This is a genomic window from Streptomyces sp. R818 (genome assembly GCF_056172735.1).
Genome location: NZ_JAOCNE010000008.1, coordinates 122,441 through 137,349 on the forward strand (window position 1 = coordinate 122,441; position 14,909 = coordinate 137,349).

General features: G+C 71.1%; 13 protein-coding genes. 4 read left to right on the forward strand and 9 right to left on the reverse strand.

Annotation, left to right across the window (positions count from 1 at the left end; all coding sequences use genetic code 11):
• Nucleotides 1–138: 138 nt before the first annotated feature.
• Both N5I75_RS22800 and N5I75_RS22805 read right to left on the reverse strand, forming a co-directional pair.
• Nucleotides 139–2,061, reverse strand: a complete 1,923-nt coding sequence (locus tag N5I75_RS22800; protein WP_476680010.1) for a glycogen debranching N-terminal domain-containing protein — start codon at nucleotides 2,059–2,061, stop codon at nucleotides 139–141.
• 503 nt (nucleotides 2,062–2,564) lie between these two features.
• Nucleotides 2,565–3,965 (reverse strand): DUF4192 domain-containing protein, encoded by a 1,401-nt coding sequence (locus N5I75_RS22805; protein WP_476680012.1) that lies wholly within the window; start codon nucleotides 3,963–3,965, stop codon nucleotides 2,565–2,567.
• Between the two features lie 133 nt (nucleotides 3,966–4,098).
• On the opposite strand from N5I75_RS22805, the gene N5I75_RS22810 reads away from it, so the two are divergent.
• Nucleotides 4,099–6,261, forward strand: coding sequence for a RecQ family ATP-dependent DNA helicase (locus N5I75_RS22810; RefSeq protein ID WP_476680014.1), 2,163 nt, complete (start codon nucleotides 4,099–4,101; stop codon nucleotides 6,259–6,261).
• A 216-nt stretch (nucleotides 6,262–6,477) separates the two neighbouring features.
• The gene (locus tag N5I75_RS22815) at nucleotides 6,478–7,104 is read left to right on the forward strand and encodes a hypothetical protein (protein ID WP_476680016.1); all 627 of its coding nucleotides are present in this window, start codon (nucleotides 6,478–6,480) and stop codon (nucleotides 7,102–7,104) included.
• Between the two features lie 81 nt (nucleotides 7,105–7,185).
• Here the strand turns inward: N5I75_RS22815 and N5I75_RS22820 are convergent, their stop codons facing one another.
• The 3 genes from N5I75_RS22820 to N5I75_RS22830 form a co-directional block, all read right to left on the reverse strand.
• A complete protein-coding gene (locus N5I75_RS22820; protein ID WP_476680018.1) occupies nucleotides 7,186–7,800 on the reverse strand; it encodes a hypothetical protein in 615 nt (204 codons plus the stop codon).
• A gap of 68 nt (nucleotides 7,801–7,868) precedes the next feature.
• On the reverse strand, nucleotides 7,869–8,570 hold the full coding sequence (locus N5I75_RS22825; protein WP_476680020.1) for a ribonuclease HII: 702 nt from the start codon (nucleotides 8,568–8,570) through the stop codon (nucleotides 7,869–7,871).
• Between the two features lie 51 nt (nucleotides 8,571–8,621).
• A complete protein-coding gene (locus N5I75_RS22830) occupies nucleotides 8,622–9,248 on the reverse strand; it encodes a TetR/AcrR family transcriptional regulator (RefSeq protein WP_476680126.1) in 627 nt (208 codons plus the stop codon).
• A gap of 145 nt (nucleotides 9,249–9,393) precedes the next feature.
• Here N5I75_RS22830 and N5I75_RS22835 point away from each other — a divergent pair, with 145 nt between their 5' ends.
• Nucleotides 9,394–10,950 carry an MFS transporter gene (locus tag N5I75_RS22835; protein ID WP_476680022.1) on the forward strand — a complete coding sequence of 519 codons (1,557 nt, stop codon included), beginning with the start codon at nucleotides 9,394–9,396 and terminating at the stop codon, nucleotides 10,948–10,950.
• A 79-nt stretch (nucleotides 10,951–11,029) separates the two neighbouring features.
• Here the strand turns inward: N5I75_RS22835 and N5I75_RS22840 are convergent, their stop codons facing one another.
• The 4 genes from N5I75_RS22840 to N5I75_RS22855 all read right to left on the reverse strand — a co-directional run bounded on the left by N5I75_RS22840 (nucleotide 11,030) and on the right by N5I75_RS22855 (nucleotide 14,232).
• Nucleotides 11,030–11,938, reverse strand: a complete 909-nt coding sequence (locus N5I75_RS22840) for an ADP-ribosylglycohydrolase family protein (RefSeq protein ID WP_476680024.1) — start codon at nucleotides 11,936–11,938, stop codon at nucleotides 11,030–11,032.
• 12 nt (nucleotides 11,939–11,950) lie between these two features.
• The gene (locus N5I75_RS22845; RefSeq protein ID WP_476680026.1) at nucleotides 11,951–12,610 is read right to left on the reverse strand and encodes a histidine phosphatase family protein; all 660 of its coding nucleotides are present in this window, start codon (nucleotides 12,608–12,610) and stop codon (nucleotides 11,951–11,953) included.
• 160 nt (nucleotides 12,611–12,770) lie between these two features.
• On the reverse strand, nucleotides 12,771–13,376 hold the full coding sequence (locus N5I75_RS22850; protein WP_476680028.1) for a YdbC family protein: 606 nt from the start codon (nucleotides 13,374–13,376) through the stop codon (nucleotides 12,771–12,773).
• Between the two features lie 34 nt (nucleotides 13,377–13,410).
• Nucleotides 13,411–14,232 carry an arylamine N-acetyltransferase family protein gene (locus N5I75_RS22855; protein ID WP_476680030.1) on the reverse strand — a complete coding sequence of 274 codons (822 nt, stop codon included), beginning with the start codon at nucleotides 14,230–14,232 and terminating at the stop codon, nucleotides 13,411–13,413.
• 125 nt (nucleotides 14,233–14,357) lie between these two features.
• Here N5I75_RS22855 and N5I75_RS22860 point away from each other — a divergent pair, with 125 nt between their 5' ends.
• Nucleotides 14,358–14,897, forward strand: coding sequence for a TerD family protein (locus N5I75_RS22860; RefSeq protein ID WP_476680032.1), 540 nt, complete (start codon nucleotides 14,358–14,360; stop codon nucleotides 14,895–14,897).
• Nucleotides 14,898–14,909 lie beyond the last annotated feature (12 nt).

Below are 14,909 nucleotides of genomic sequence, written 5' to 3' on the forward strand. Positions count from 1 at the left end.
CGATCATAGTCGTCTGCCTGACGATAAACACTCCCTTCACTCGTTGCTTTCCCGCTTCACAGCAGCTTGTCGGCCGCTTCGTGGCCGCTCCTCAGTCCGGGTGACATGCAGCCTTCGGATCATCAAGGGCCGACCGGCTCACCCGCCCAGCTGCAGAACGTCCGCCGCCTCCTCGACCATGGCGAGGCCGAGCCGGCTGACCCGTACGGAGAAGGGTTGGCCCGCCACGCGGAGTCCCGTCAGGCCGATCTCGCCGAGCGGCGCGCTGCTCATCGGCGTCAGGGTCACCGTCCCGGCAGGCGTGTCCGGACGGATACCCGCGAGCGCGGCCAGAAGGTGTACCCCGGCCGCAGCGGCGACGGCGGCCGGTCTGCAGGCTGCGGGGTGCGGCAGTGGGGCGCCGCCCCGCATGCGCTGCTCCCCCGCGTACATCTCCGGCAGCCGGTACTTGAACGTCTCCGCGGCGGCCAGGACGCCGCCGAGCAGGGAGGATGCCTCCTTCTCGTACCCGGCGGCGGCCAGGCCGGCCACGGCGATCGCGGTCTCCTGCACCCGGACGGCCCCCGCCCGGTGACCGAACGGGTTGTACGACATCTCCTTCGTCCCCAGCGTGCGCAGCCCCCAGCCGGAATCCAGATCGGGGCTGCCGAGCAGGCGCGCGAGCTGCTCGGTCTGCACCTTGTCGAGCAGGCCCGGTGCGAAGGCACCCGCTCCGAGCAGCCCGGTGTCCAGAAGGTGGGCGGAGCCGCTGCCCAGGTGCGTGATCGGGCGTCCGTCCGCGGTCCGCGCGGCGGCTGGTCTGCCGCCGGTTCTGTCGTCCACCCAGAAGTCCTGTCGGAACCGTCGTCTCAGCTCACTCGACCAGTGCCGCAACTCCGCGGCCCCGGGTCTGCCGTACGCGTCGAGCAGGTCGGCGCCGAGGACGGCGGCGCGGTGGGCATGGGCCTGCGTCTCGCAGCGCAGGGGTGCTCCCGGTCCGGGATCGGGCAGGTACGGGCCTTCACCGGTGGCGGCACGCAGCCATCGGAGGCACCGCTCCGCCGCCGGAAGAAGTTCGGTCACCTCCCGCTCGGGAAGTCCCCAGCGACGCGCCTCGGCCAGAAGCACGGGGAACTGGAGCGTGGCCTCGACGCCGGTACAGCTCGGTGGCAGTCGCGGGCCCATGTGTCGCAGTGGTCCCGGAAGCCGCCCGAACTCCCGCCCTGCTGCCGGCTGTTGCCGGCGAGCGAGGACACGCAACGTGCTCCCGGCCAGACGCGTTCCCAAGGGCAGCACCATTCTGGCGGTGGCCAGCGCCTCGGCGGGTGCCATGCCGCAGCGCCAGGGCGCGCCCGCCGCCGCATACACGTCCGACGGATGCGCGGGGTCTCGCAGCAGGAGCGCCCGCAGGTCGTCGATGCAGGTGCGCAGCAGCGGTTCCACGCGCGGGTCGTCCCCTTGTGCCTGGGCCGCTGCGAAGGGTTGGAGCGTGCTGCGCCCGAGGGTCTTGCTCATCCGTTCGCCGCCCGCGTGCACGCGCAGCTCCACGGTGCGGGTGCCGCCTGGCGGCAGCTCGAACTCCCAGCGCAGCAGCCCCGCGGACGCCAGCGCGTCCGTGGGCGGCGGATGTGCCGTGACCAGGATGTGGCCTGTGGAGGTGGCCCAGCGCATCCCCGCGTCGTGCACCGTCGCCGGGAGCTCTCTGCCTGGATTCCCGGCGGCCACCGCGCCGAGTTCGGCCAAATCCGTGCCGAGCGCCACCTCCAGGGGAAGCCGCAAGGGCCTCGGGGCCGAACTGTGCAGCGTGATGCGTTCCGTGCCGTCGGCGTGCCGGATCCGTTCCACGAGCACGTCCGGGTCAGGCCCCGCGTCCGGCGCAGCCCGCACGGTTCCCACGAAGCGGGCGTGGTCGGCCGCGACCATACGGGCTTCCACGTCAATCGGTTCCCGGCCCGCCACCCGCACCTCGCACCGGGACAGCAGCCGCCGTCCATTCCGGTAGAAGCCTTGCAGCCCTTGACCGGTCAGTTGCCCGTGCTCGGCGGAGATCGCCATGGCTGGAAGGGCCACACAGACCAGCATCCGGTGAGCAGAAGGCAACGCGGAGGCGGGCCTTGGTGCAGCGGCCTGTTCCCTTTGCTCCTGCCCCGCCGCACCGGAACCCCCGCGAAGGCGAGGCGGCCCCGCGCGCGGCACAGGGGTGTTTCCCTGCTCAGCCGGCTTTGCCCGGGAGACCCCCGCGTTCGGCTGTCCCGCGATGTCCGCCGTCACGACGACCGCCCGCCTTCCAGGGCAGCCGCCTGCGCGTTCCGCACGGCTGGACACCACCTCGTCCTGAGCTTCCGGCCGCGCCATGCCGTGACGACCCGGAGCACGACCGGCCTTCGCTGCAACTCCCGCATCGGGCGCCTCCCTTGTCGCGCGGCCGCCGACGGTGGCGGCGTCCTGCCGGGCTGCTGGACGCGCCGACCAGGTCCGGCTGCCGTTGCCGACACCCGGATGAACGGAGTCGCCCCGCCGCAAGTAACGCCACAGTGGGGCGAACCACCCGCCTCCTGGACCACGGGCCCGCGCCACGGCGCTGGTCATCCGTCGTCCCGGGTGCGCTGCCTGGTGACGCGGCGGTTGTTGGAAGGCCGTCGCGGTGCCCGGGCTCCGGCCCGTGCGGGACGGGTCCCCGCGCGTGGGCGCCGATCGGGGCGACGCCGTAGCGCGGCCTCCAGACCACGGGCCGCCCGGGACACGCCCGGGTCCACGGCAGCTCCGCCCTGCCCGGCATCCGCCTCCTCCGCGGTGTGGTCGCCACCCGACGCGGACTCCGCGTCCTGCGCTTTCGAGGTCGAGTCGGCGCTCTGCTCCCGGCCCACCCGCTGCCCGCGCAGCGACCGCCGTACCGGCTCCGGGTCGACACCGTCGGCCCTCGCCGCGTTGAGAAGCCGGGCGAAGACGTAGCGGGGGTCGACGGTGAGGGCCATCTCGAGCGCCTGGTCCGCCTCGACGGTGTCGCCCAGTGACCAGGCGATCCAGCCCGCGAGGGACAGGGGCGCCGCGGCGTACTCCCCGTAGGAGCCGACGCAACGGCGCGCCAGTGCCCTCCACAGGCGGAGCGCGCAGTCGGCTTCCGCGCCTTCCATCCACTCGGCCGCCCGGTCCCTGGTCTCCCGGTCCTGGAGGCCGAGGATCAGCGTGGCGGCTTCGTCGTGGGCCAGTAGTTCGTCGTCCCTGAGGTCGGCCTCCAGATCCGCGTCCTCACGGCGCGCGTCCAGGAGGCGGCGCATGACGCAGCGGGCGAGGTCGAGGGTCTCCGCCTCCACCTCCTCGCGGGAGACACCGGCGAGGATCCTCGGCACGAGGTCCATCGCGGCCGCGTCCAGCGCCCGGGTCTGCTCCGCGACGAGTGCCGTCTGCAGAGGGGCCAGGCGCGCCCGGACTTCCTGCACCGATCCGCGGACGTGGATGCCGGCGTACGCCGCTGTCGCCGCCATCACGGACGTCTCGCCCGTGTTGATCGGGTTGCCCTCCGGCGGGCAGCACGCGGGGCGTGGGCAGCAGTAGGACCAGTACCTGCCGTTCGCGAGGCACAGCGCTTCCGTGACGGGCACGTCGAGGCAGCCGCACGCGGTGCGCAGGAGCTGGGCGAAGGGGCGCAGCCGTTCCATGACGCGCTGCGGGGAGTCGGGCGCCGTGACCGACGCGTCCTGGCAGAGGAAGGCGACGACGCTGTCCGGCTTCCCGTCCCGCCGCTCACATTCCTGGATCAGGCAGTGGGCCATCTGCTGTGCCACGGACGGCCAGTCCTCGGGACGCTCGGGAATTCCGAGGCGCACCCGGCCGCCGAAGCGACGCTTGTGCAGGGCGACGAGGACGACGCTGTCGTCGGGGCGGAACCCGAGCAAGTACGGAAGTGCCTCGGCGAGTTCGCCGGCCGTGCTCAGGGTGATCTTCGCTTGGCCGGTCGCACCGGCCGGCTGCTCGTGATTCGTCATGGGACGACCATGCCGCGAATCGGCATGCTCCGTTTCGGGCTGTGGATAACCTCGATCAGGGACACGACATGAGTTGTCCACAGGTCGCCGCCCTCGTTCGCGCGATGTCAGTCCCATCGGGTTGCATAGGGGCATGAGCAACGAAGATCTGCGGACGGCGGCCGATGCCGTACTCGCGCGCCTGGTCTCCGACCCGAGTGGGACGGCCCGCCTGCGCGAGGACCAGTGGCGCGCGATCGAGGCCCTGGTCGCAGAGCACAGACGCGCCCTCGTCGTGCAGCGCACGGGCTGGGGCAAGTCCGCGGTGTACTTCGTCGCGACGGCGCTGCTGCGCGAGCGCGGCGGCGGCCCCACCGTGATCGTCTCCCCGCTGCTCGCGCTGATGCGCAACCAGGTGGAGGCGGCGGCGCGGGCCGGGATCCGCGCCCGCACGATCAATTCGTCGAACGTGGAGGAGTGGGACGCCGTACGGGCCGAAGTGGCGGCCGGAGAGGTCGACGTGCTGCTGGTCAGCCCCGAGCGGCTGAACAACCCTGACTTCCGGGACAACGTCCTGCCGCAGCTGGCGGCGGCCACCGGCCTTCTGGTGGTCGACGAGGCGCACTGCATCTCCGACTGGGGACACGACTTCCGGCCCGACTACCGGCGCCTGCGCACCATGCTCGCCGAGTTGCCGCAGGGCGTCCCCGTCCTGGCCACGACGGCTACGGCCAACGCACGCGTGACGGCGGACGTCGCGGAGCAGCTCGGCACCGGCGGCGGCTCGGACGCCCTCGTGCTGCGCGGCCCGCTCGACCGCGAGAGCCTGAGCCTCGGTGTGCTGGCGTTGCCGGACGCCGCGCACCGGCTGGCCTGGCTCGCCGGGCACCTCGACGAGCTGCCGGGCTCGGGGATCATCTACACACTCACGGTCGCTGCGGCCGAGGAGGTCACCTCCTACCTGCGCCAGTGCGGGCACACCGTGGCCTCCTACACGGGCAAGACGGAGAACGCGGACCGGCAGCAGGCCGAGGAGGACCTCCTGGCGAACCGGGTGAAGGCGCTGGTCGCCACCTCCGCGCTCGGCATGGGCTTCGACAAGCCGGACCTCGGGTTCGTCGTGCACCTCGGCTCGCCCTCCTCCCCGATCGCCTACTACCAGCAGGTGGGGCGTGCGGGGCGCGGTGTCGAGCACGCGGAGGTACTGCTCCTCCCGGGCAAGGAGGACGAGGCGATCTGGCGCTACTTCGCTTCGCTCGCCTTCCCTCCGGAGGAGCAGGTGCGGCGCACACTGGACGTACTCGCGCAGTCCGACGGGCCGCTCTCGCTCCCGGCTCTCGAACCTCTGGTGGAGCTGCGGCGCTCCCGCCTGGAGACCATGCTCAAGGTCCTGGACGTGGACGGCGCCGTGCACCGGGTGAAGGGCGGCTGGATCGCCACGGGCCAACCGTGGATCTACGACACCGAGCGCTACGCCTGGGTCGCGAAGCAGCGTGAGGCCGAGCAGCAGGCCATGCGCGACTACGTCACCACGACCGGCTGCCGCATGGAGTTTCTGCGGCGCCAGCTGGACGACGACGCGGCGGCGCCGTGCGGACGCTGCGACAACTGCGCGGGCGCCCGCTTCGAGGCCGCCGTGGCGCCGGACGCGCTGGACGCGGCCCGGGGTGAACTCGGGCGCCCGGGCGTCGAGGTGGAGCCCCGCAAGATGTGGCCCACCGGGCTCGCGGCTGTCGGCATCGACCTCAAGGGGCGCATCCCTGCGGGCGAACAGGCGGGCACGGGGCGGGCGCTCGGCCGGCTTTCGGACATCGGCTGGGGAAACAGGCTGCGCCCGCTGCTCACGCCGCAGGCCCCCGACGGGCCGGTGCCCGACGATGTCGCGCGGGCCGTCGTGGAGGTCCTGGCCGACTGGGCCAAGGGGCCGGGCGGTTGGGCGAGCGCGGATTCGGACGCGCAGCCGCGCCCTGTGGGCGTGGTCACCCTCGCGTCCCACACGCGGCCCCAGCTCATCGAATCGCTGGGGGCGGGCATCGCGCAGGTCGGCCGCATACCTCTTCTGGGGCGCCTCGATTACGCGCCGGGCAGCGACATCGCCCACATTCCGCGCAGCAACAGCGCGCAGCGCCTTCGTGCCCTGGAGGGCACCCTGACGGTGCCTGCCGAGCTGGGCGAGACGCTCACGCGCGCGGGTGGCCCGGTACTCCTCGTCGACGACTACACGGAGACCGGCTGGACGCTGGCGATGGCCGCCCGACTGCTTCGACGGGCCGGAGCCACGGGGGTGTTGCCGCTGGTCCTCGCGGTGCAGGGCTGACTGATGCGTCGGAGCCCCCGGCGGTGGGAAAGAACATTGAAGACGCATCGCCAGATACCGGCTCCGGACCGCAATTGCTCGTTGCCGTGCGCCTGCGCGGCGGGAAGAATTGGCAGTGCTCCCCGCGTGGCCCCCATGACCCGGCTGGGCTGTGCCGCGGTGCGCTCCCCCAGTCCGCCCCTGCCCGCGTGCGGGCGTCCAGCCGAAGGGAGGACCGTGACCTTCGGATTCGCTCCGTCCTCGGCCGCGTCGATGTCCGCGTCCTTGATGCGTGCCACTGCCACCGACCGTCCCACCAGGCTGCTGGAGCCCGCGGAGTGGGCGGCGGCGGGTATTCCGCTGCTGCGCAGCCCGCGTGAGGTCGTCAGCGGCCTGCACGCGCGGCACCGGCCGATACCCCGGACCGCCGTGGTGGCCGTTCTCGACCCGGAGGAGCGGCTGAGCGCCAGCGCCTCGTTCACCCGCCGCGAGAGCGGCACCGACGGCTGGGCGTTCCGCAACTCGCTGCTCGCGCAGTTGCGCCGGATCATCCCGCACGACCTGCGCCGCCGCACCCCGGTCCGTACGGCAGTCCTGCTGTACTGCCGCGACGGCGACAACCGGTGGACGGAGGAGGACGGGGCCTGGATGTGGGGGCTGCGGGACGCCTGCACCCTGCACGGGCTGCGCTGTGGCGCGTACATCACGATGACGCGCGACGGCTGGCAGGTGCTCGGCGAGGGCCGCGGCGGCCGTCGCCCGAGCGTGGGATCCGTGACGGACATGCTCGGCGGCGACGCGGAGCCGACGCCGCGGACCGGCGGCGCCGCGACGGAGACGCTCCGCCGCGCGGCGGCTCGCTGAAGCCCGCCGGGGCGGGCACGCACCGGCCTGCCGGACTCCCCGGACACCGTCGGACGGTGCGGGCAGCCGGCAAGCGGCGCGTCAGACCCCGGCGCCCAGCAGCGTGTTCACGCGCTGCGGGTCACCGCACACGATCAGCAGGGCACCGGCCCGGCCGAGGGCGAGCGGCAGCGTCTTCGTGGTCACGTCGTCGGCGCCGCCGTTCACGGCGACGACGACCACCGGCCGCGCGGCGGCACGGCTCAGGGCGGAGGCGTCGGCGTAGAAGACGTCTTCGCGCGCGTCGTGCTGCGCCCAGTAGGCGTCCTCACCGAACGACAGCTCGTGCGCGGCCCACGGGTGCGGGTCACCCGTGGTGATCACCAGCACGTCGCCGGGCGCGCGGCCCGTGTCGAGCAGGAGGTCGACGGCTTCCTCCGCGGCGTCCAGCGCACCGTCGGCCGAGGCCGGGATGAGCTGGACCTGCGGCTGTGCGGTCGAGGTCGAGGGAACGGCGGCGGCCTTCGGTCCCGGCTCGGCGGCGGGCGCCGCCTCGCGCGCGGTGCGCTGCACGGGCGGTGTGGGCCTTGCGGGACCCGGGCGGCCGGGTCGCGGCGGCGCCGCGGGACGCGGGCCGGGTACAGGGCGAGGGGTCGGCGCGGTGCGGGGACCCTGGGCACTCTCGTGAATCTGAGGCTCCTCGGGAATGAGAGGCATGAGCTGATATTTATCAAACGCGGGTGCGGTTCGCGTCAGCGGGTGGCACATCGATGCGAAGGCAATGGTCAGAAGTCGAAGCCGAGCTGGCCCTCGATTTCCGGAACGCTTTCCTCCGCCCAACTGCGGGCTTTCTTGAGGTGCCGCCACTGGGGCAGCGCATCAAGATACGCCCACGTGAGCCGGTGGTGCGGGGTGGGCCCCCACTCCTCCAACGCGGCACGGTGCACCGGCGACGGGTATCCGGCGTTGGCCGCAAACCCGAAGTGTGCATGGTCGGTGCCCAGTTCGGCCATCATTTTGTCGCGGCGGACCTTGGCAATCACCGACGCCGCGGCGACAGCGATGCAGGAACGGTCCCCCTTGATCACCGTACGGACCTGCCAGGGCGCACCGAGGTAGTCGTGCTTGCCGTCGAGGATCACCGCTTCGGGCCGCACCGGGAGCGCTTCGAGGGCGCGGGTGGCGGCGAGACGCAGCGCCGCGGTCATGCCCATGCCGTCAATCTCCTCGTGCGAGGCGTGACCGAGGGCGTGTGCGGTGACCCAGCTCTCCAGCACCTCCGCGAGTTCCTCGCGGCGCTTGGGGCTGATCAGCTTGGAGTCGGTGAGCCCCTCCGGCGGGCGCCGCAGTCCTGTGACGGCGGCACAGACCGTGACCGGGCCCGCCCAGGCACCGCGGCCGACCTCGTCGACACCGGCGACGATCTTGGCTCCGGTGCGAGCGCGCAGGGAGCGCTCGACGGTGTGGGTGGGTGGTTCGTACGGCATGGCGGCATACAGCGTACGCCGCCTGCACCACGCCTCGACACCCGGTCGGCCTCAGTCCCCGTGGCGCCGGAGGAGGGGGACCATGACCTGGTCGATCATCGCCACCAGATCCGCCTCCTCCCATTCGCTTCCGCACACCTTGGAGCGGTACATCATCAGCGCGGGAATGACGTCGCACACGGCATCACTCACGGCGTCAGATCGCACCTCGCCCCGCTCGATCCCGCGCTCCAGGACCGCTTTGATCATCTGAACGCCGGGCTCGACAACACCCTCGACGATCACGCCGTGAAACCGCTCGGCGGTGAATGCGTCACATTCGTGAAGCACTGAGCGAATCGCGAATCCAGGGCGCGAGTACATGGCAGCCCGCATCTGGCGGCACAGCTCCAGCAGATCCTCGCGGACGTCCCCGAGGTCCGGGGCGTCCTCCAGTGTGGGCAGCCCCGACTGCAGGGCGTCCACGACAAGGTCCGTCTTGGAGGGCCAGCGCCGGTACACCGCGGCCTTGCCGGTCTGCGCGCCGGCGGCCACGCCCTCCATGGTGAGGCCGTTCCAGCCGACCGTACTGAGCTGATCGAGCGCGGCGTCCAGGATGGCCCGTTCCAGCACGGGCCCACGCCTGCGCATGGAGGCGGCCGTCTGAGCGGAATCGGCCGTCCAGCGCGAAGTAACCATCGTCATCTCTCCGTTGAGCAGGGCGAGCGGCACGGGACGCACGGCAGCAATTGCAGTGAACGGTTGCGTTCACTGTAGGGGAGTCACTACCGTTGACGCGACAGTGAACGGGCTCGTTCACTAAATCGCTCGTGGGGGATCCATAGTGTCAACCTCTCAGTTAACGCACGATCAGAAGCCGGGAGGGGCCCGCCGGGAGGGGCACCCCGGCATCGCTCTCGCCGTCATCGCCGCCTGTCAACTCATGGTGGTCCTCGACGCGACGATTGTGAACATCGCGCTCCCGCACATCCAGAACGCCCTCAGCTTCTCTACGACCGACCTCACCTGGGTCGTCAGCGCCTACACCCTCACCTTCGGCGGGCTGCTGCTCCTCGGTGGCCGCGCGGGTGACATCCTCGGTCGCCGCCGGGTCTTCATGGCGGGCATCCTGCTGTTCACCTTCGCCTCCCTCCTGGGCGGGCTCGCGCAGGAACCCTGGCAGTTGCTGGCCGCGCGCGCCCTCCAGGGCGTCGGTGGCGCAATCGCGTCACCCACGTCACTGGCCCTCATCACGACCACGTTCCCCGAAGGCCCCGAGCGGAACCGCGCCTTCGGAGTCTTCGCCGCGGTCTCGGCGGGCGGCGGCGCCGTCGGCCTGCTGGCCGGCGGCATGCTCACGGAGTGGCTCGACTGGCGTTGGGTGCTGTTCGTGAACGTACCCATCGGCATCCTCATCGCGGTTCTCACACCCAGATTCATCAACGAGTCCGAGCGCCACCCGGGACGCTTCGACATCTCCGGCGCACTCACGTCCACACTCGGCATGGCCTCCCTCGTGTACGGGTTCATACGCGCTGCCGAGGAGGGGTGGCGGGACAACCTGACCCTCGCGTCGTTCGGCGCCTCGGTCGTGCTGCTGCTGGCGTTCGTGGCCATCGAGAGCCGGGCGAAGGAACCGATCACTCCCCTGAGGATGTTCGTCGACCGCAACCGGTCGGGGACGTACGTGATCATGCTGAGCCTCGCCGCGGCCATGTTCGGCATGTTCTTCTTCATCGTGCTGTTCGTGCAGAACGTGCTGGGCTACTCGCCGATCAAGGCCGGCCTCGCCTTCCTGCCGGTCACGGTGGCGATCGCGTTCGGTGCCGGTCTGTCGCAGCGGTTCCTGCCGGTGCTCGGTCCGAAGCCGTTCCTGGCGGGCGGATCGGCGCTCGTGGTCGTCGGGCTCGCCTGGCAGACATTCATCAGCCCCGACAGCTCCTACGTGAGCGGGGTCCTCGGCCCGATGCTGATATTCGGCTTCGGCATGGGCCTGAACTTCGTCACGGTGACGCTCACCGCGGTCTCCGGAGTCGCACCGCACGAGGCGGGGGCGGCGTCCGGCCTGCTGAACACGACACAGCAGGTCGGCGGTTCGCTGGGGCTCTCCATCCTGACCACCGTCTTCGGTGCGGCGAGCCGTGACGAGGCGAAGGACCAGGTGGCCGACTTCATGGCCCATGCCTCGCCGGAGCAGAAGGCCGAGTTCGCCAAGACGCACGAGCTGCCCGCACCGTGGAGCCACGAGGTGCTGGCACACGGCATCTCGACGGCCTTCATACCAGCAGCGGCGATGGCGGTCCTCGCCCTGGCCGTCGCCCTGCTGGTGATCAAGGTCCGCAAGAGCGATCTGGCGGCGCTCTCCGGCACCGCGAGCGCGGCGGGGCCCGGGGCGGGCTGACGCTCAAGCGGTCATCGTGCGTGCCGACCGGACCGCGAGGCCCGGTCGGCACCTATCGCGCCCGCTGCTCCCGCGCAGGTCAGACTGTTACGGTCGGCGCCCAGTCCGGCAGGGCCTCGGTCCGCTCCAGCCACTCGGCGGGCGGCTGGGTGCGCCCGCCCGCTGCGACGATGCCGCCCACGATCGCGCACGTCGTGTCCATGTCCCCGCCGACCTGGGCGGTGCTCCAGAAGGCCTGCTCGAAGTCGCGGAGTCCACGCGCGGCAGACCACAGGGCGAACGGCACGGTGTCGTGCGCCGTGGTCCGCCGCCCGCACCCGAGTACCGCGGCCACGGTCGCCGGGTCGCCGTAGTCAAGCATGTCCCTGGCCCGGCGCAGCCCCGCCTCGACCGCGCTGCGCGGTACGAGCGCGAGCACGCCGTCGAGCAGGGCCTGCGGGGTCGGTGGACCGGCCCGGTCGGCCGCGAGCGCCGCGGCGGCGGCCACCGCCATCGCGCCGACGACGGCCTCCCGGTGCTGATGCGTCGGGTACGCGGAGATCTCGGCCTGGTGCGTGGCCTGCTCCGGGTCGTCGGCGTAGTAGGCACCGAGCGGGGCGATACGCATCGCCGCCCCGTTGCCCCACGACCCCTGGCCCTTGAACAGTGCGGACGCCAGCACCCGCCAGTCGCCGCCCTCCCTGACCTGGCGCAACAGCCTGTTCACGGCGGGGCCGTACCCACGGTCGAAGTCATGGTGCTCGGCGAACGACCGGGCCAGGGCGTCCTGGTCGATGCGGCCGTGCGCGGCCAGAACGGCCGCCACGGAGCACGCCATCTCGGTGTCGTCGGTCCACTGCCACAGCCCGTCGGGCACCGCCCGGCGCTTGAGCAGTGGGTAGTTCACCGGCACGAAGAACTGCGATCCCAGCGCGTCACCCACGGACAGTCCGCGCAGACTGGACAGGGCGCGGTCCAGACGCCTGTCGGGAGAGGAGTCAATGGTCATCGGCCCGCCACTCTATCCGGTGGCCCCGTAGGAATGGGGGTCACACCACTGTTCGAATGGCCGGTTCATCGCGTACTTCCCGTTCTCCCCGAGAACGAGCATCCGCGTCTCGGCGTTCCCGGGATTCGACAGCGACTCGAATTCCGCGACCGTCCAGTGGAACCAGCGCATACAGAACAGTCGCATGGTCAGGCCGTGCGTCACGAGCAGCACGTTCGGCGGATGGTCCGGATGCTCGAAGCTGCGGTACAGACTCTCCAGGAACGCCCCGACGCGGTCGTACACGTCCGCCCCGGACTCGCCCTGGGCGAAGCGGTAGAAGAAGTGCCCGTAGGCGTCGCGGTACGCCTTCTGGAGCCGTACGTCGTCGCGGTCCTGCCAGTTTCCCCAGTCCTGCTCCCTGAGGCGGGGCTCCTCCCGCACCCTGACGAGATCGGGGTCGAGCCGGAACGCCTGGAACGTCTCATGGGTGCGCCGATAGGGCGAGACGTACACGCTCACCCGCTCGCGGCCGAACAGCTCCCGCAGCTCCTTGCCGGTCTCCTCGGCCTGCTGCCGTCCGGCCTCGGTGAGCGCCAGGGCATGGTCGGGCTCACGCTCGTACACGGTGTCGTCGGCGTTGCCTTCGGATTCGCCGTGTCGGACAAGAACGATGCGCCGCGGTCGTGCCATGCCCAAACACTAGATCGGTCTGGCCGATTTCGAGCACTCGTACGGGCTCCATCCGGCGGATGTGACGCGTCTCTAGTGTTCTCGAAGTGACTGAGGCGCTCGCGAAGTGCCCTTCAGGCGCCTCGCCCGGTTGCGCGACCACGCGCGCGTGGTCGCGCGTTCACACCGTCCAGGTCGGCTCGAGCTGCACGATGTCGCCGTCGATGGCCTCGATGTCGAGGTCGGTCTCGGCGCGCACGGACAACCGCTCCACCCGCTGGACCTGGTACTTGCCGTGCTCGGCGGCCGACAGCCACATGGACAGGACCAGGAACTCGTCGCCAGGCGCCTCGCCGAAGAGGCCGCGGACCATGCCCGGTGAGCCGGCCATCGCCGGGTTCCACACCCTCTGCTGCATCAGCGTGAAGTGCTCCGCTCGCTCTGCGTGCACCTTGCAGTGCGCGACACGGACGACGTCGGCGTCCGTGAAGCGCGGCTCGAAGCCCGTCTTCACGTCGAAAAGGTGGTCGAACAGCTTTGCCTGCATGTCGCGGTAGGTGCCCGTCTGGCCCGCGGCGAGCCTGTCGTGGGTGCGTGCCATGAAGGAGTCGTAGAAGGCACGGCTCTCCCAGAAACCGAAGACATGCGCCACATCGGGCTGCTTTCTGCTCCAGCCCCCGCCCTGCCCCCGGAACCCCGGCTCCCCCAGGAGCCCCGCCCATTTCCGCTGCCCCCGCTCGAACCCCCGACGGTCCACCACAGCGCAGCGAATCCACTTGACCAGCACCGCGCCATCGTACGGCGCGGTGCGTGACCTGAGGTCACTCTCCGGTGTAGTGCGTGCGCACCAATGCGGTGAGGTCGTCGTCGCTCAGCTCGATGCCGAACTCCTGGTCGAGCACCGTACGCAACTCTGTTGTCCGCACGGCCCGTTCGTCGCCTCGGCCGTCCGCGTGGACGATCACGAACTCCTCACCCGTGAGCATCCGGCGGGCGTCCGCCGTGCCGTACTGCGCCACGGGGCGCCTGATGAAGGTGGACCGCGGATGACTGGACGTGTAGTGGTTCAGCACCGTGTAGTCGACAGGGTGGCGCTCCTCCAGAGTGAACGCGTACACGTCGTGCCAGTCGTCGGGCCGACTGCCGCGCAGCACCCAGACGCCCTCGCTCTCCTTGACGAGACCGAATTCCCAGGCGTCTTGCGTCATTTGTTGTCCGTCGGCAAGCAGCAGCGGCTCCCGCAGCCCCGCCGCGCCGAACCCGACGTCGCAGAGCCATTCCTCACCGTCGACCTGCACGCGCGTCAGCATGTGGGTCACCGGGCGCAGGGACGCGGTGTTCAGCCGCACTCGGGCGCCGAGGCCCCGGACGGTGAACCCGATGTGCTCCAGGACAGCGGCGAACAGCAGGTTGTGTTCGTAGCAGTAGCCGCCCCGCCGCTTGTGCACCAGCTTCTCCTGCACCGCGGGCAGGTGAAGCAGGACCGGCCTGCCCAGCATCAGTTCCAGGTTCTCGAACGGGATCGCCGCCAGGTGGGCACGATGCAGGGCGCGCAACGTCTCCACGTCCTGCTTGAGGTCGCCAGCGAAGCCGATGCGCCCCAAGTAGGCCTCAATGTTGAGTTCTTTCGCGTTCCAGGTCATGCCCCAATGATCGATGCGTCGGCCGCTCGTACCGACCCGTTTTCGGACGGTACCGGCCGCGCTGTGTCAGTGGGAGGACGTAGCGTGTTCGTAGCAAGCAACATCGCGTCACAGAGGGGGAGTTCGTGAGCAGTCTCCGCAAGGGGATCGAGCGGGTCGAGGTCGGCCTGAAATGGGACCCCAGCCCGTTGGGCTCGCCCCCGCACGACCTGGATCTCGTCGCCGGGACGTACACCGCCGAGGACCCGCACGGCAGCCCCGCCTATCTGGTCCACTTCGACAGCCGCTCCCCCGACGGGACCATCCACCTCGACCGGGACAGCAGGACGGGTCAGGGCTTCGGGTTCGACGAGGTGATGACGCTCGAACTGGAGCGGCTCTCGCCCGCGTACGCGCGCGTGCTGATCGGCGTCGTCCTCCAGCAGAACGAGCGGCAGGACCGGACCCTGGTCTTCGGCGACGTGGCGAACACCGCGGTGCGCATCCGCAAGGATTACACCGATCTGTCGCAGCACGACCTCTCGGCGGTCGCGGGCAGCTCCGCGGCCACACTCGGCGAGTTCACCCGGGGCGCCGACGGCGAGTGGTCGTTCCGTGAGGCGATACACGGCTTCGACGGTGACCTCACCACGTTCGCCGCCGCGATGGGCGCCCTGGAGCTGTAGCGCGTACGCCGG